The 16,228-nt window shown below is 60.5% G+C and carries 13 protein-coding genes; 12 read left to right on the top strand and 1 reads right to left on the bottom strand.

What is annotated here, in order from left to right; genetic code table 11:
• From xdhB to trmD, 7 genes are all read left to right on the top strand, one after another.
• A complete protein-coding gene (gene xdhB, locus DFR37_RS08685; protein WP_113932820.1) occupies window positions 1-2,406 on the top strand; it encodes a xanthine dehydrogenase molybdopterin binding subunit in 2,406 nt (801 codons plus the stop codon).
• Window positions 2,399-3,457 carry a xanthine dehydrogenase accessory protein XdhC gene (gene xdhC, locus DFR37_RS08680; RefSeq protein WP_113932819.1) on the top strand — a complete coding sequence of 353 codons (1,059 nt, stop codon included), beginning with the start codon at window positions 2,399-2,401 and terminating at the stop codon, window positions 3,455-3,457. The genes xdhB and xdhC overlap by 8 nt, the downstream gene beginning before the upstream one ends.
• A 49-nt stretch (window positions 3,458-3,506) precedes the next feature.
• A complete protein-coding gene (gene alaS, locus DFR37_RS08675) occupies window positions 3,507-6,131 on the top strand; it encodes an alanine--tRNA ligase (RefSeq protein WP_113932818.1) in 2,625 nt (874 codons plus the stop codon).
• Between the two features lie 4 nt (window positions 6,132-6,135).
• Entirely contained in the window at window positions 6,136-6,384 is a 249-nt protein-coding gene (locus DFR37_RS08670) for a sulfurtransferase TusA family protein (RefSeq protein ID WP_113932817.1), read from the top strand.
• Between the two features lie 165 nt (window positions 6,385-6,549).
• The gene (gene rpsP / locus DFR37_RS08665; protein WP_113932816.1) at window positions 6,550-6,804 is read left to right on the top strand and encodes a 30S ribosomal protein S16; all 255 of its coding nucleotides are present in this window, start codon (window positions 6,550-6,552) and stop codon (window positions 6,802-6,804) included.
• A gap of 33 nt (window positions 6,805-6,837) precedes the next feature.
• A complete protein-coding gene (rimM, locus tag DFR37_RS08660) occupies window positions 6,838-7,455 on the top strand; it encodes a ribosome maturation factor RimM (RefSeq protein ID WP_113932815.1) in 618 nt (205 codons plus the stop codon).
• A gap of 65 nt (window positions 7,456-7,520) precedes the next feature.
• The gene (gene trmD, locus DFR37_RS08655) at window positions 7,521-8,279 is read left to right on the top strand and encodes a tRNA (guanosine(37)-N1)-methyltransferase TrmD (RefSeq protein ID WP_113932814.1); all 759 of its coding nucleotides are present in this window, start codon (window positions 7,521-7,523) and stop codon (window positions 8,277-8,279) included.
• A gap of 52 nt (window positions 8,280-8,331) precedes the next feature.
• Here the strand turns inward: trmD and DFR37_RS08650 are convergent, their stop codons facing one another.
• Window positions 8,332-11,181, bottom strand: coding sequence for a valine--tRNA ligase (locus DFR37_RS08650; RefSeq protein ID WP_113932813.1), 2,850 nt, complete (start codon window positions 11,179-11,181; stop codon window positions 8,332-8,334).
• A gap of 303 nt (window positions 11,182-11,484) precedes the next feature.
• Here DFR37_RS08650 and ndk point away from each other — a divergent pair, with 303 nt between their 5' ends.
• Genes ndk through hisS form a run of 5 tightly spaced genes read left to right on the top strand, consistent with a single transcriptional unit; the run spans window position 11,485 to window position 16,227 of the window.
• On the top strand, window positions 11,485-11,910 hold the full coding sequence (ndk, locus tag DFR37_RS08645) for a nucleoside-diphosphate kinase (protein WP_113932812.1): 426 nt from the start codon (window positions 11,485-11,487) through the stop codon (window positions 11,908-11,910).
• A gap of 47 nt (window positions 11,911-11,957) precedes the next feature.
• On the top strand, window positions 11,958-13,118 hold the full coding sequence (gene rlmN / locus DFR37_RS08640; RefSeq protein ID WP_113932811.1) for a dual-specificity RNA methyltransferase RlmN: 1,161 nt from the start codon (window positions 11,958-11,960) through the stop codon (window positions 13,116-13,118).
• Entirely contained in the window at window positions 13,115-13,606 is a 492-nt protein-coding gene (locus DFR37_RS08635) for a helix-turn-helix domain-containing protein (RefSeq protein WP_113932810.1), read from the top strand. Before rlmN ends, DFR37_RS08635 begins: the two co-directional genes overlap by 4 nt.
• Complete coding sequence (gene ispG / locus DFR37_RS08630) at window positions 13,603-14,892, top strand: flavodoxin-dependent (E)-4-hydroxy-3-methylbut-2-enyl-diphosphate synthase (protein WP_113932809.1); 1,290 nt, start codon at window positions 13,603-13,605, stop codon at window positions 14,890-14,892. Before DFR37_RS08635 ends, ispG begins: the two co-directional genes overlap by 4 nt.
• Window positions 14,893-14,937: 45 nt before the next feature.
• Complete coding sequence (hisS, locus tag DFR37_RS08625; protein ID WP_113932808.1) at window positions 14,938-16,227, top strand: histidine--tRNA ligase; 1,290 nt, start codon at window positions 14,938-14,940, stop codon at window positions 16,225-16,227.
• Window position 16,228: the final 1 nt, after the last annotated feature.

Below are 16,228 nucleotides of genomic sequence, written 5' to 3'. Positions count from 1 at the left end.
ATGTCTGTAAAAGCTTATCAAACCGTAGGAAAGTCGCTGCCGCACGAAAGCGCGCATCTGCATGTCATGGGTTCGGCGCAATACACCGACGATATCCCGGAGTTCGCATCCACCTTGCATGCGGCCATAGGAATGTCGGCCAGGGCTCATGCGCGCATTGTCTCCATGGACCTGTCCGCAGTGGCATCTGCGCCCGGGGTCGTGGCGGTTGTCACGCTGGACGACGTTCCCGGTGAAAAATATCACGGCCCTTACCAGGACGACGAACCGGTCTTTGCCGACGGCAAGGTCGAATACCTTGGGCAGCCGATGTTTGCGGTTGCCGCCACTTCGCACGATCTGGCGCGCCGCGCGGTGTCGCTGGCAAAGATTGAATACGAAGACCTCGATCCTGTTTTGACGGTCGAAGAGGGCGCTGCCCGCAAGTCTTATGTCTTGCCGCCGGTGCATATTTCCAAGGGCAATGTTCCCAGCCTGCTTGAGCAGGGGCCGAATCGCCACCAGGGCGAACTGCACTGCGGCGGCCAAGAGCAGTTCTACCTTGAAGGCCAGGTGGCCTACGCCATGCTGGGCGAAAACAACGAGATCCAGCTGTATAGCTCAACCCAGCATCCGTCCGAAATGCAGGCCATGGTGGCCCACATACTGGGTCAGGCGGCGCATACCGTCAAGGTTCAGTGCCGGCGCATGGGCGGCGGCTTCGGCGGCAAGGAAAGCCAGTCCTGGCCGTTCGCGGCGGCCGCGGCCCTGCTGGCCAAGCGAACCGGCCGGCCCGTGAAGGTGCGTGCCGACCGCGACGACGACTTCATGATTACTGGCAAGCGCCACGATTTTCGCGTGCTTTACGATGTGGCGTATACCGACGACGGCCTGATCAAGGCGGTGGCGTTCGAGCAGCAATTGCGCTGCGGCTTTTCCGCCGACTTGTCGGGCGCGGTGGCCGACCGCCAGGTGTTTCACAGCGACAACGCCTATTACCTTGAAGCCTTCGACATCCTGTCCTTGCGCATCAAGACCAACTCGCAGTCCAATACGGCGTTTCGCGGTTTTGGCGGTCCGCAAGGCATACTGTGCATCGAATACGTCATTGACGACATCGCGCGCCGCCTGGGCAAGGACCCGCTGGATGTGCGCAAGCTCAATTTCTACGGACGCACCGAGCGCAATGTCACCCCCTATCAAATGGTGGTCGAAGACAACGTGGTGCACGAACTGGTCGATCAGCTCGAGGCCAGCAGCAAATATCGCGAACGCCGCAAGCAGGTGGATCAGTTCAATGCGCAAAACCGTATTCTGAAAAAAGGCCTGGCGCTGGTGCCGGTCAAGTTCGGCATCTCTTTCACGGCCACTTTCCTGAACCAGGCCGGCGCCTTGCTGCACGTCTATACCGACGGCTCCGCACTGATCAACCACGGCGGCACAGAAATGGGGCAGGGCCTGAACACCAAGGTGGCGCAGGTGGTTGCAGAAGAGCTGGGCATCGACATGGAGCGCGTGCGGGTGTCGTCCACCGACACATCCAAAGTGCCCAATACTTCGGCCACGGCCGCTTCCACTGGTACCGACCTCAACGGCAAGGCGGCGCAGGACGCCGCGCGCAAGATAAAGGCGGCGCTGGTAGAGTTTGCCGCCGACCATTACGGCTGCGACGCCCACGACATCGTATTCCGCTCCAATCAGGTGGTCTGCGGCGACCGCGTTACGCTTTCGTTTGCCGACTTTGTACAGAAGGCCTACATGGCCCGTGTGCCGCTATGGTCTTCGGGCTTTTATAAAACTCCCAAGATCCACTACGACTTGAAGACGCTGACCGGGCGGCCTTTCTATTACTTCGTTTATGCCGCGGCGTGCGCCGAAGTCATCATCGATACGCTGACCGGCGAAAACCGACTTGTGCGGGCCGACATTCTGTACGACGCCGGCCGCTCCATCAACCCTGCTGTCGACTTGGGCCAGGTCGAGGGCGGCTTTATCCAGGGCGTGGGCTGGCTGACTACTGAAGAGTTGTGGTGGGACGCCAAAGGCAAGCTCATGACGCATGCTCCGTCGACCTACAAGATTCCGTCGGTTTCCGATTGCCCCGAGGCGCTGCATGTCGAGTTCTTCGAAAACGGCAATACCGAGAACAATATCTTCCAGTCCAAGGCCATGGGCGAACCGCCTTTGCCGACTGCCATTTCGGTGTTCCTGGCCATTCGCGACGCCATCGCTTCCACGGCGGCGCCGGGCGTCACTGTGCCGCTGGATGCACCGGCAACCGCCGAGCGGGTATTGTGGGCGCTCGACAAAGTTAAGGAAGGCTCCGAGCTTTGCGCGGACATGGCTGCCTTTGATGCGGATGCCAACGTTCCCGCTGCGCTGGAGCCCGTCATGAGCATGCCGGGGCCTGGTGCCGGAAATGTCTGAAACCGCCGTACTGCGCCGGCCGGCCTTCAAGCCGGACTGGCTGCAGGCTCTGCGTAGCGGACTGGAGCAACGTCAGCCGCAGGTGCTCGTGACCGTGGCCCAGGTCAAGGGCTCCGCCCCACGCGATGCCGGAGCCCGGATGTGGGTCAATGCCTCGGGCGCGCACGACACCATAGGCGGCGGCCATCTCGAGCAGCAGGCTATCGAGCAAGCCGCCCGTATTCTGCAACAGGGCCAGCCCCGGCGCGAGATGGTCCGCTTTCCTTTGGGGCCGCGCCTGGGCCAGTGTTGCGGCGGGGTCGTGTGGTTATCGTTCGAGTACCTGGACCACCGCGACCTGGGCTGGTGCGATGCGCTGGCATCGGCGTTGGAAAGCGGTTGTTCCGCCTGGCGCGAGCTGGTGGTCCCCATTGAAGGCGCGCTTGGCGCCCAGGACGGACCGGTGCGTATTGTCATTCCCCGCGGCGACGAACCGCTGGCCGCAAGCGTCGGCGTGCTCGACCGGCACGATAGCGCCGTTACCGTGTCGCCGCGCAGCACTGCGCCGGCTGCCTCCTGGGAAGAGGCCACCGGCATGCTGATCGACACCATATCGCGGCCGCGACTCGACGTCGTCGTGTGCGGTGCCGGCCATGTGGGACGCGCCATTGTGCACTTGCTGGGCGACCTGCCGGTGCGCGTCGTGTGGCTCGACCCGCGCGAGGACTGGTGGCCGCAGACCATACCCGACAATGTCGTCTGCCTGCAGGGCGACGCCGACGACGTCCCGGACTGCCCCGACGACGCTTATTGGCTGATCCTGACCCACAGCCATGCCCTGGACCTGGAAATCATCGAACAGGTATTCCGCCACAAATCCTTCCGCTTTCTAGGGCTGATAGGCTCGGCAAGCAAAAAGGCGCGCTTTCTTTCGCAATTGCGCCAGCGCTTTGATGCCGACCTGGTGGCGCGGGTGCAATGTCCAATTGGACTGGTGGCAACTTCCAGCAAGCTGCCCAGCGTCATTGCCGTTTCGGTGGTGGCGCAACTGCTGCCTTTGCTGGAAGAGTGAAGTAATCCTCTATAATCAGCGGTTACCTGCCATTTAGCATTTTCGTCTAATGAAAACATCTGAAATTCGCCAGAAGTTCCTCTCCTTTTTCGAGTCCAAGGGACACCATGTGGTGTCCTCGTCGTCGCTGGTGCCCGGCAACGACCCGACCCTGTTGTTTACCAACGCGGGGATGGTGCAATTCAAAGACGTATTCACGGGCAAGGAAACGCGGCCCTATAACCGGGCAACCAGTTCGCAGCGTTGCGTGCGGGCCGGCGGCAAGCATAACGACCTGGAAAACGTCGGCTATACGGCCCGGCACCATACCTTCTTCGAAATGCTGGGCAATTTCAGTTTCGGCGATTATTTCAAGCGCGAAGCCATTCACTACGCCTGGGAGCTGCTCACGCAGGTGTACAAGCTGCCTACTGAAAAACTGTGGGTAACGGTCTACCAGGAAGACGACGAAGCCTATGCTATCTGGGCCGACGAAATCAAGGTTCCCGCCGAGCGCATAGTGCGTATTGGCGACAACAAGGGCGCGCGCTATGCGTCCGACAACTTCTGGCAAATGGCCGATACCGGCCCCTGCGGCCCCTGTTCGGAAATTTTCTACGACCACGGCCCGGAAATCTGGGGCGGCCCCCCCGGCTCGCCCGAAGAAGACGGCGACCGCTATATCGAGGTCTGGAACCTTGTGTTCATGCAGTTCGAGCGCGACGCTTCCGGCCACATGGAACCTTTGCCCAAGCCTTGCGTGGATACCGGCATGGGCCTGGAGCGCATTGCCGCGGTATTGCAGCATGTGCATTCCAATTACGAAATCGATCTGTTCCAGGCGCTTATCAAGGCTGCCGCGCGCGAAACCGGCACGGCCGATCTAAGCAATAATTCGCTCAAGGTCATTGCCGACCATATCCGCGCCTGCAGCTTCCTGATCGTCGATGGCGTCATTCCCAGCAACGAAGGCCGTGGCTATGTGTTGCGCCGCATTGTGCGCCGGGCCTTGCGCCACGGCCACAAGCTGGGGCAGTCGGGATTGTTCTTTTATAAGCTGGTGGCTGACCTCGTTGCCGAAATGGGCCAGGCTTACCCCGAACTGGCCCGCAATCAGTCCCGGGTCGAGCAGGTTATCAAGCAAGAAGAAGAGCGTTTCAGCGAAACCCTCGAAAACGGCATGCGCATTCTCGACGCGGCGCTGGCGTCCGTCCCTGAAAACGGTGTGCTTGATGGCCAGACGCTTTTCACCTTGTATGACACCTACGGCTTTCCGGTCGACCTTACGGCCGACATCTGCCGCGAGCGTTCCGTCGAGGTCGACCAAGCCGGCTTCGAAGCCGCCATGGCCCGCCAGCGCGACCAGGCCCGGGCGGCCGGCAAGTTCAAGGCCGTGGAAGGCCTGAACTACCGCGGCGCCGAAACCCGCTTCGACGGCTACGAGCATTTGCAGGGCAAAGGCAAGATTACGGCATTGTATGTGGATGGCACGGCGGTCGATTCGGTTGCCGCCGGGCAGGATGCCATTGTGGTGCTGGACGCCACGCCGTTTTATGCCGAATCGGGCGGCCAGGTGGGCGATACCGGCGTGCTTGGCCTGGGCAGCGCGCGTTTCCAGGTGCTGGACACGCAAAAAATACAAAGCAATGTCTTTGGCCACCACGGCACATTGCTTGAGGGCCGCTTGAGCCTTGGCGACGAAGTCGATGCGCAGGTCGACGGCCAGCGCCGCGCCCGCACGATCCGCAACCATTCGGCCACCCATCTTATGCACAAGGCCTTGCGCCAGGTGCTTGGCGAGCACGTGCAGCAGCGCGGCTCTTTGGTCGACCCTGATAAAACCCGCTTCGACTTTGCCCACGACGCGCCGGTCTCGGCCGCGCAAATCGCCCAGGTAGAACAGATCGTCAACGAGCAGGTCCTGGCCAACCAGGCCGTTGCCGCCCAGCTCATGGGCTACGATGAAGCCGTGCAGGGCGGCGCCGTGGCCTTGTTCGGCGAAAAATACGGCGACACCGTCCGTGTGCTCGACATCGGCTTTTCGCGCGAGCTTTGCGGCGGTACGCACGTCCAGCGCACCGGCGACATTGGCCTGTTCAAAATAGTTTCCGAAGGCGGCGTGGCCGCGGGTGTGCGCCGCATCGAAGCGCTGACCGGTGACAACGCATTGGCGTGGGTGCAGCAAACCAGCGGCACATTGCAGCATGCCGCGGCCTTGCTCAAAACCCAGCCGGCCGATCTGTCTGATCGCATCGTGCAAATGCAGGCGCAGCTCAAGTCGCTGGAGCGCGACCTGGACCAGGCCAAAAGCAAGCTGGCTTCGGCAGCAGGCAGCGACCTGGCCGACAAGGCGGCCGAACTTTCCGGCGGGGTCAGGCTGCTGGCCTCCAGCATTGCGGGCGCCGACCCCAAGGCCTTGCGCAGCATGGTCGACCAACTGAAAGACCGCCTGAAATCGGCTGTTGTGCTGCTGGCAACCAGCAGCGACGGCAAAATCAGCCTGGCCGCCGGCGTTACGCCGGACCTGGTCGGCAAGGTCAAGGCCGGCGACCTGGTGGGCATGGTAGCCGCCCAAGTGGGCGGCAAGGGCGGCGGGCGTCCCGACATGGCCATGGGCGGCGGCACCGACGAAGCCGCCTTGCCGGGCGTGCTGGCGCAGGTACACGACTGGGTTCAGCAACGCCTCGAGGCCTGATGGCATGACCGATACACTTGATTCACCCGATTTCGACCTGGAGATCGACGCTTCCGGGTTAAAATGCCCTTTGCCTATTCTGCGGGCCAAGAAAGCCTTGGCTCAGTTGCAAAGCGGGCAGGTGCTGAAGGTCATTACAACCGACGCGCATGCCGTTCGCGATTTTCAGGCTTTTGCCAAGCAAACCGGCAATGTCTTGCAAGCGCAACACCAAGCCGGCGCCAGCGCCGTGCATTTTTTGGTGCGTCGCTAGCCAAGGAATTTTTCCTGCAAGCCGTCCCGGATGCGATGCTTTTTGCGTCGCCTGTTTGTGGCTTTTTTTGATGGTATCTAGCGGATTTTGGTGCTTTGGTTTGCCTAGGGCGGCCATTAAGTGCTAGAATCTTTTGTTTTTCACAACATTTTCAAAGGATTACCTATGGTGGTGATTCGTCTGGCCCGTGGTGGCTCGAAGAAACGTCCGTTTTACAACGTTGTAGCAGCCGATTCGCGTAACCGTCGCGATGGTCGTTTTGTTGAGCGCTTGGGTTTTTACAACCCTGTAGCCAACGAAGGCCAGGAAAATTTGCGTTTGGCGCTTGACCGCGTTAAATACTGGACTGATAACGGCGCGCAAATGTCGCCCGCCGTTACCCGTTTGGTTAAAGAATTCTCCGCCAAAGCGGCTGCTTAAGCAGCGCGCCGGCATCTATCCGGTATTAGCGCCATGTCTAATTTCCAAGACGCTGGGGTACCAGACGATCTTGTAGAGCTGGGGTGGATAGTGTCGGCTTACGGCGTAAAAGGCTGGGTCAAGATCCAGCCGCACTCGGCTCAGTCCGAGGCATTGGTCAGCGCCGGCAAATGGTGGTTGAAAGCGTCCGCGACGCCTTTAGGGAAAGCGGGCGCTTTGTTGCGTCCGTTCCCTGCAAAAGTCATTGCGGCGCGCCATCATGGCGCAAGCGTCGTGGCCCAGCTCGATATCTCTCCCGGCCGGGACCAGGCCGAGAAGCTCAAGGGGCACAGCGTTTGGGTGCCGCGCGCAAGCTTTCCCGCCGCGGACGAGGACGAATACTATTGGGTCGACCTTATCGGCTGCCGGCTGTACGGCGAACAAGACGGCCTGCCTGTGCTTATTGGGCAGGTTGCCGAAGTCATCGACAATGGCGCGCATGCGGTGTTGCGTGTTGCGCAAGGCCGGCTCAACGAACAGGGCGAACTGGACTTGCTGCGCGATGCCAAAGGGCGCACCATCGACGTGCTTGTGCCGTTTGTAAATGCCCACGTTCATACCGTGGACATTGCCAATAAGCGGCTGGATAGCAATTGGCCGGTCGAGTTCTAGTTCCGGCCCATGTCGCGCAGGCTGCGCGCATCGCTTTCATTCACCTATAGCGGCTGGGCGCACTCATGCGTTTCGATGTCATTACCTTGTTTCCCGAAATGTTCGCCGCCCTGAGCGGTCCGGGTATTACGGGGCGTGCCTTCAAGCAGCAGCTTTGGGAACTGGGCTTGTGGAATCCGCGCGACTTTACCCACGACGTGCACCGCACGGTCGACGACCGCCCCTACGGCGGCGGTCCGGGCATGGTAATGCTGGCCGACCCGCTGGAACAGGCTGTCGAGGCGGCCCGGGCACAGCGCCCGCAGTCAGCGCCTGTCATGCTGATGAGCCCCACTGGAAAACGTTTTGACCAGGCCATGGCCGAGCGCCTGCTGCACGGCGGCGGAGCCATACTGGTTTGCGGCCGCTACGAAGGGGTGGATCAGCGCTTTATCGAGCGTTGCGTAAGCGACGAAGTCTCGATGGGCGACTTCGTGCTGTCGGGCGGCGAGATTCCCGCCATGGCCATAATGGACAGCGTTATCCGTTTGCTGCCGGGGGCGCTTAACGATGCCGACTCGGCCAAGCAGGACTCGTTCAATGAGTCGCTGACGGGTTTGTTGGATAGCCCGCATTACACCCGTCCCGAAAACTACAAAGAACAGATGGTGCCATCCGAGTTGTTGTCAGGACACCACGCGAAGATAGCCGTCTGGCGCCGCCAACAGTCCCTGGCGCTGACCTGGCGCCGCCGGCCCGACCTGCTGCGCCGCGCGCGCGAAGCGGGCCTGCTTTCCAAAGCCGACGAAAAATTCCTGGCCACGCTGGGCGCTACGCCCGATTAGAGCTAAAAAAAAAGCCGCTCAATCGCTGAGCGGCTTCGGTTTTCGCTTGTGGCTATTTGATTTTAGCCAGCTGTTCGCGCACCTTGGTCAGTGTTTCGCCGAACTGGGCGACGCGGATTTTTTCCTGCTCGACAACGGCCGCGGGGGCGCGTTCGACGAAGCTGGCGTTGGACAACTTGCCATTGGCCTTGGCTATTTCGTTTTCCAGGCGTTCTATTTCCTTGCCCAGCCGCGCGCGTTCCGCATCGACGTCGATTTCAACGTGCAGCATCAGTTCGGTGGTGTCCACCACCTGTACCGGCGCGCCCACGTCGGGCAGTTGCTCGACGATCTGAACTTCGCTCAGCTTTGCCAAGGCGGCCAGGTAGGCGCTGTTGCGTTGCAGGCTGGCCGAGTCGCCGCGGGCGATCAGGGGCACGCGCAACGCCGGCGACAGGTTCATTTCGCCGCGCAAGGCGCGCACGGCCTCGACCTGGGCCTTGAGTTCGGCAACATAGGCTTCGGCTTGCGTGTCGATAAGCTGCTCGTTGAAAACAGGGTAGGGCTGCACGCACACGCTGGTCTGTTCGTCAGTGCCGCGCTTGCCGGCTTCCAGGGCCACTTTCTGCCAAAGCTCTTCGGTAATGAACGGCATGATGGGGTGGGCCAGGCGCAGCAAGGTTTCCAGCACCCGGATCAGAGTGCGGCGCGTGCCCAGTTGCTGGGCAGCGCTGCCTTGCTGGATTTGCACTTTGGCCAGTTCCAGGTACCAGTCACAGTACTCGTCCCAGATAAAGCGGTATAGCGCATTGGCGATATTGTCGAAACGATAGTCGCCAAAGCCTTGCTCCACATCTTTTTCAAGGCGCTGCAATTGGCTGATGATCCAGCGGTCGGCAAAAGAAAGTTCGCCTTTGTCTTCGCCTGTCAGGACATGCCCTTCGGTGTTCATCAGCACAAAGCGGGTGGCGTTCCAGAGCTTGTTGCAGAAGTTGCGGTAGCCTTCGCAGCGCTTGAGGTCGAAATTGATATTGCGGCCCAGGGTGGCGTAGGCCGCCATGGTAAAGCGCAGCGCATCGGTGCCGTAGGCGGGAAAGCCGTCGGGGTAGTCCTTGCGGGTTTTCTTTTCGATGCTGGTGGCCTGCTTGGGATTCATCAGGCCGGTGGTGCGCTTGGCAATCAGGGCGTCCAGGCTGATGCCGTCGATCAGGTCGACCGGGTCCAGGGTATTACCCTTGGACTTGCTCATCTTCTTGCCTTCCATGTCGCAGATCAGGCCGTGGACGTAAACCGTCTTGAACGGCACTTGGCCGGTCATGTGCATGCTCATCATGACCATGCGCGCAACCCAGAAGAAGATGATGTCGAAACCGGTAACCAGAATGCTCGAGGGCAGATAGCGTGCCAGGTCGGGCGTTTTCTCGGGCCAGCCCAGATCGGTAAAGGGCACCAGTGCGGAGGAAAACCAGGTATCCAGCACATCGGGGTCGCGGGTCAGCGGGCCGCTTGCTCCGGCCGCATCCGCTTTCTTGCGGGCGTCGTCTTCGTTGTGAGCCACGAAGATGCGTCCGTCTTCTGCATACCAGGCCGGAATCTGGTGGCCCCACCATAACTGGCGTGAAATGCACCAATCCTGGATTTTTTCCAGCCACTGGTTGTAGGTGGTGGTCCAGTTTTCCGGGCAGAAGGCGACACGACCGTCGGCAACGACCTCCAGGGCAACATCGGTAATGCTTTTGCCGGGATTGTTCGAACCTGCGGGAGCCGGCTTGCTCATGGCGACAAACCACTGGTCGGTCAGCATGGGCTCGATGACCGTGTTGGTCCTGTCGCCGCGCGGCACCATCAGCTTGTGCGGCTTGACGTTTACCAGCAGGTTTTGCTCTTTCAGGTCGGCGACGATTTTCTTGCGTGCTTCGAAGCGGTCCATGCCGCGGTAGGCGGCAGGGCAGTCGTCGGTGATTTTAGCGTCCAGGGTCAGGATGCTGATTTGCGCCAGATTATGGCGTTGCCCCACCGCGTAGTCGTTGAAGTCGTGGGCGGGGGTGACCTTGACCACGCCGGTGCCGAATTCGCGGTCGACATAATCGTCGGCAATGACCGGGATTTCACGGTCGGTCAGCGGCAGGCGCACTTTATGGCCGATTAAATGGGCATAGCGCTCGTCTTCGGGGTGCACCATGACGGCCACGTCGCCCAGCATGGTTTCGGGGCGTGTGGTGGCCACCACCAGATGGGTTAGCGAACCGGACGGCTCCACCAGCGGGTAGCTGATTTCCCACATGAAGCCGTCTTCTTCTTCGCTGACGACCTCAAGGTCGGAGACGGCCGTACCCAGCACCGGATCCCAGTTGACCAGGCGTTTGCCGCGGTAGATCAAACCCTGCTCGTGAAGGCGGACAAAGGTTTCGACCACGCCACGCGACAAATTGTCGTCCATGGTGAAGTATTCGCGCTCCCAGTCGGCCGAAGATCCCAGGCGGCGGAACTGCTCGGTAATGGCGCTGCCCGATTTCTCTTTCCATTCCCAGACCTTTTCCAGGAAGTTTGCGCGGCCCAGGTCGTGGCGCGAGATTTTCTGGGCGTCCAGCTGGCGTTCGACCACGATCTGGGTCGCAATGCCGGCGTGGTCCGTACCGGGAATGAAAACAGTGTCGTCGCCGCGCATGCGGTGATAGCGCACCAGGCCGTCCATGACGGTCTGGTTGAAGGCGTGCCCCATATGCAGGGTGCCCGTTACATTGGGGGGAGGGAACTGGACGGCGAAAGGAACGCTGCTTCGGCCCGGGGCCGGTTCCACATGCTGTCCGCCCTTGAAGTAGCCCCTGCTCTCCCATTCGGCGTACCAGCGCGATTCGATTTCTTGCGGTTCGAAGCTTTTGGAGAGTTGGGTGGGGTCGTTCAAGGCGTGATTCGTGGTCATGGTTGGGAAGGTAGACAAGGGCTTATGCGCCCTATAGTGTAAACAAATGCGGGGTGTGCCGTCGCGGGCCGCATGGGCCTTGCTCTTTGCGGCATATTGGCCGCGGGCGTGGTCTTGGAGTCGCCACTGCGGAGCCACTATTTTAAGATGAGGCGCTGCCGCCGCGGCATGTTAAAATGCGAGGTTAACAAAAACTATGTCAAAGTTGTTGTTTTTATTGAAGATATATTGAAAACCCATTGAAAACCCGTTGAAAACACGTGTTTTCAACACCAAACTATCGTTTTACTCTTTGGATCTTTTATGGCTATTGAACGCACTCTTTCCATTATTAAACCCGATGCAGTCGCCAAGAATGTAATCGGCCAGATTATCGCCCGTTTTGAACAGGCCGGCCTGAAGGTTGTGGCTGCCCGCCTGCAACAACTGTCGCGCGCCGATGCCGAGCGTTTCTATGCTGTGCACAAAGAGCGTCCTTTCTTCAAGGACTTGGTCGACTTCATGGTTTCGGGCCCCGTTTTTGTACAGGCCCTGGAAGGCGAAAACGCCATCCAGAAAAACCGCGACCTGATGGGCGCAACCGACCCTAAAAAGGCCGACGCTGGCACGATTCGCGCCGACTTCGCCGACAGCATCGACGCCAATGCCGTGCATGGTTCCGACGCCGCCGAAACCGCCGCAGTTGAAATCGCTTTCTTCTTCCCCGAAAGCAACGTCTACAGCCGTTAATCTTTTCCAGCGCCAGGCGCTGGCCTTTTTCGCATACAAGCTATTTTATGTCATCCGTTTTAGTCGAACCTATCAACCTGCTGGGCCTGGGCTCCGCCGAACTGACCGATCTTGTCGGGCAGTGGGGGGGCAAGCCGTTTCGAGCCAAGCAATTGCAGCGTTGGGTGCACCAGCGCAGCGAGGATTCGTTCGACAACATGACCGATCTGGCGCGCGAATTTCGCCAGCAGTTGGCGCAGCATTGCACCGTGCATGCACCTGCGGTGGCTACCCAGCAGCGTTCATCGGACGGCACGCGCAAGTGGCTGTTCGATGTGGGCAAGAACAATGCGGTCGAGGCCGTCTTCATCCCCGAAGACGACCGCGGCACGCTTTGCATTTCAAGCCAGGCCGGCTGCACGGTTGCCTGCCCATTCTGTTCTACGGGTTACCAGGGCTTTAACCGCAACCTGACCACGGCCGAAATCATCGGCCAGCTTTGGTACGCCAAGCGCGTCCTCGAAGCAGATATCCAAAGTGCGCGCCTGGGTGCCGGGGAAACCGCTGCCGAACCCGCGCGGGTCATCAGCAATGTGGTCATGATGGGCATGGGCGAACCCTTGCTCAATTACGACCAGGTGCTGGGGGCGTTGCGCCTTATGCTGGACGACAACGCCTATGGCCTGTCGCGCCGGCGGGTTACCGTCTCCACTTCCGGTGTGGTCCCCATGATGGACCGCCTGGGCCGAGATTGCCCTGTTGCATTGGCTGTATCGCTGCATGCGCCCAACGACGCCCTGCGCGACAAGCTGGTCCCCTTGAATCGCAAGCATCCCCTGGCGGAGCTGCTGGCGGCCTGCAATCGCTATCTCGAGCATGCGCCGCGCGACTTCATCACATTCGAATACATTATGCTCGACGGCGTCAACGACGCCGACGAACACGCGCGCGAACTGATCGCTATTGCAAAACAGGTGCGTTGCAAGTTTAATTTGATACCGTTCAATCCGTTTCCGCAATCCGGGCTCAAGCGCTCGCCCGCGGCACGGGTCAGGCTGTTCGCGCAACGCCTGATGGATGCGGGCGTGGTCACGACCGTGCGTAAAACGCGCGGCGACGACATCGCCGCGGCGTGCGGGCAATTGGCCGGCGACGTCAAAGACCGCACGCGCATCAAAGAACGACTGCCCGACCGGGCAACCATAGTCATCAAACAGGAGCGTGAATGAATCAAGCCTTGCTCAAAGATACCGAAGATGCGCACGCCGCGCCAGGCCCCCACGGGCTGGGCGCCACGCTCAAGGCGCTGCGCGAGGCAAGGCGGCTATCTTTGGCCGAGGTCTCCGGGCGCCTGAAGTATTCCGCCCGCCAACTCGAGGCCCTGGAAGGCGAACGCTGGGACGTACTCCCTTCGGGCGTGTCGCTGCGCGGCCTGGTAAAGAATTACGGACGCCTGCTCGAAGCGGATGTCGACGCGCTGGTGTCCATGCTGGAAAACGAAGTGGGCACCCTGGAAGCAAAGCCCGTAGTCCTGACCGCGGCTTCTTTGTCTTCTTCCGACTTGAACATGCAGTCCGAAGGCGGCTCCCGCTCGTCATGGGGCTGGCTTATCGTTATTCTGGTTTTATTGATCGTTGCCGGTTTCTACGCCATCGAACGCGGCTGGGTGCCCGATGCATGGCTGGTATTCGACTGGCTCAAACAGCTTAAGCAATGACCCAAGTTCCCAACATCGCCAAAGCCAGTTCGGTTGCTCTGCCTGTCGGGGCCGCCGCCCGCCGCGACACCCGCCCGGTGCTGGTGCGTTGGGGCGCCCGTTCGGTACAGGTTGGGGGCGGCGCGCCGGTGGCGGTGCAGTCCATGACCAACACCGACACCGCCGATGCCGTGGCAACCGCTATCCAGGTCAAAGAGCTGGCCCAGGCTGGCTCCGAGCTGGTGCGCATTACCGTCAATACCCCAGAGGCCGCACGCGAAGTGCCGGCCATACGCGAACACCTCGACCGCATGGGCGTGGCGGTTCCGCTGGTGGGCGACTTCCATTACAACGGCCATAAGCTGCTTACCCAGTTTCCCGAGTGCGCCCAGGCCTTGTCCAAATACCGCATCAATCCCGGCAATATGGGCGGCGGAAAAAAGCGCGACGACAATTTCGCGCAAATGATAGAAATCGCCTGCCGCTACGAAAAACCGGTGCGCATAGGGGTCAACTGGGGCAGCCTGGACCACGAACTCATGGCGCGCATGATGGACGAAAACAGCCTGCGCACCGAACCCTGGACAGCCCAGGCGGTCATGCGCGACGCCCTGGTGGTTTCCGCCATCAGCAACGCCGTGCGCGCTGAAGAGCTTGGGCTTTCGCCCAACGCCATCGTGCTTTCGTGCAAGGTCAGCCATGTGCAGGACCTCATTACCGTTTACCAGGACCTCTCTTCGCGCTGCAACTATCCATTGCACCTGGGGCTTACCGAAGCGGGCATGGGCAGCAAGGGCATTGTCGCCTCCACTGCCGCGCTGGCGGTTCTGCTGCAACAGGGCATCGGCGACACCATCCGTATTTCGCTGACACCCGAACCGGGCGGCGATCGCACGCGCGAAGTCGTCGTGGCGCAGGAAATACTGCAAACCATGGGCTTGCGGGCGTTTACGCCGATGGTCGTGGCGTGCCCCGGTTGCGGGCGTACCAGCAGCACGGTGTTCCAAGAGCTGGCCGACAGCATCCAAACCTATTTGCGCAAGCAGATGCCGGTCTGGAAAGAAAGCTATCCGGGCGTAGAGCACATGAACGTTGCGGTGATGGGCTGCGTGGTCAACGGCCCGGGTGAAAGCCGCCATGCCGACATCGGCATCAGCCTGCCCGGCACTGGCGAAGTGCCGTCCGCGCCGGTCTACGTCGACGGCGAGCGCACCGTCACCCTTAAAGGCGACACCATAGCCACCGAATTCCAGGCCATAGTCGAGAACTATGTCAAGCAGCGCTACGGGACTTCGGGTTCGCGCTAAACCTTGCGCCAGCAACAAAACCGATCTTAAAAAAACAGAGTATCTATGACGCAGTCGTTTAAAAAGGTGCATGCCATCACCGGCATGAAAGATGTCTTACCCGATAGCAGCGCGCAATGGCAGCAATTGGAGCACACCGTGCGCCAGTGGCTGGCCTCGTACGGCTATCGCAACATGCGCACGCCTATACTCGAACATACCCGGCTGTTTACACGCGGCATCGGCGAAGTAACCGATATCGTCGAAAAAGAAATGTACTCGTTCACCGATGCGCTGAACAACGAACACCTCACGATGCGGCCCGAATTCACCGCCGGCATCGTCAGGGCGGCCATCGAGAACAATATTTTGTACGATCGCCCGCAGCGCGTTTATTCCCTTGGCCCTGTGTTCCGCCACGAAAAACCGCAGCGCGGACGCTACCGCCAATTTCACCAGATCGACGTGGAGGCCCTGGGCTTTGCCGGCCCCGACGTCGATGCCGAGCTTATCCTGATGCTGGCCCGCCTATGGAAAATCCTGGGCCTGAAGGATATTCGCCTGGAGCTCAATTCCCTGGGGCAGGCCGCCGAGCGGGCCGCCCATCGCGACGCGCTTATCGCTTATCTGGAGCAGCACAGGGACGTGCTCGACGAAGAAGCCCTTCGCCGCATGTACACCAACCCTTTGCGGGTGCTGGACACCAAGAATCCCGCCATGCAGGAGATGGCCAATAATGCGCCGCGCCTGTTCGACTTCCTGGGCGAAGAGTCCCTGGCGCATTTCGACGGCGTGCGCAGGCGTCTTGATGATGCGGGCATACAGTACACACTGAATCCGCGCCTGGTGCGCGGGCTGGACTACTATAATCTGACCGTGTTCGAATGGGTGACCGACCAGCTTGGCGCCCAGGGAACCGTTTGCGGCGGCGGCCGTTACGATGGGCTCATCGAATTGCTGGGCGGCAAGTCCGCGCCGGCCGTGGGGTTTGCCATTGGCGTCGAACGGCTGCTGGACCTGTGTTCGCAGTCGGGGCCGTCTGTTGCCGCCGCAGAATGCCAGGTATACATGATCCATCAGTCCGACGAAGCGCAGCGTGCGGCCGTTGGTCTGGCAGAGCAATTGCGCGATGCCGGCCTGGCGGTTATCGTGCATGCCGGTTCGTCCGGCTTTAAGTCGCAGTTCAAGCGGGCGGACGCCAGTGGCGCGGCCGTCGCGGTTATCCTGGGCGGCGACGAATTGGCAGCGGGTACTGCAAGCATCAAATGGTTAAGGGCCGATGCGCTGGAAGGGCAGGCACAACAAGAAGCGATCCCTCAGGATCGTCTGGTTACTGAATTGAAACAAAGGGTTTGAC

This window comes from Eoetvoesiella caeni (genome assembly GCF_003315175.1).
GTDB lineage: Bacteria > Pseudomonadota > Gammaproteobacteria > Burkholderiales > Burkholderiaceae_B > Eoetvoesia > Eoetvoesia caeni.
This window is presented reverse-complemented; position numbering and strand designations above follow the sequence as displayed.

Bases quoted from the DNA above. Each gene is read 5' to 3' on its own strand.
- xdhB (WP_113932820.1), top strand. From the start codon at position 1: ATGTCTGTAAAAGCTTATCAAACCGTAGGAAAGTCGCTGCCGCACGAA.
- xdhC (WP_113932819.1), top strand. From the start codon at position 2,399: ATGTCTGAAACCGCCGTACTGCGCCGGCCGGCCTTCAAGCCGGACTGG.
- alaS (WP_113932818.1), top strand. From the start codon at position 3,507: ATGAAAACATCTGAAATTCGCCAGAAGTTCCTCTCCTTTTTCGAGTCC.
- DFR37_RS08670 (WP_113932817.1), top strand. From the start codon at position 6,136: ATGACCGATACACTTGATTCACCCGATTTCGACCTGGAGATCGACGCT.
- rpsP (WP_113932816.1), top strand. From the start codon at position 6,550: ATGGTGGTGATTCGTCTGGCCCGTGGTGGCTCGAAGAAACGTCCGTTT.
- rimM (WP_113932815.1), top strand. From the start codon at position 6,838: ATGTCTAATTTCCAAGACGCTGGGGTACCAGACGATCTTGTAGAGCTG.
- trmD (WP_113932814.1), top strand. From the start codon at position 7,521: ATGCGTTTCGATGTCATTACCTTGTTTCCCGAAATGTTCGCCGCCCTG.
- DFR37_RS08650 (WP_113932813.1), bottom strand. From the start codon at position 11,181: ATGACCACGAATCACGCCTTGAACGACCCCACCCAACTCTCCAAAAGC.
- ndk (WP_113932812.1), top strand. From the start codon at position 11,485: ATGGCTATTGAACGCACTCTTTCCATTATTAAACCCGATGCAGTCGCC.
- rlmN (WP_113932811.1), top strand. From the start codon at position 11,958: ATGTCATCCGTTTTAGTCGAACCTATCAACCTGCTGGGCCTGGGCTCC.
- DFR37_RS08635 (WP_113932810.1), top strand. From the start codon at position 13,115: ATGAATCAAGCCTTGCTCAAAGATACCGAAGATGCGCACGCCGCGCCA.
- ispG (WP_113932809.1), top strand. From the start codon at position 13,603: ATGACCCAAGTTCCCAACATCGCCAAAGCCAGTTCGGTTGCTCTGCCT.
- hisS (WP_113932808.1), top strand. From the start codon at position 14,938: ATGACGCAGTCGTTTAAAAAGGTGCATGCCATCACCGGCATGAAAGAT.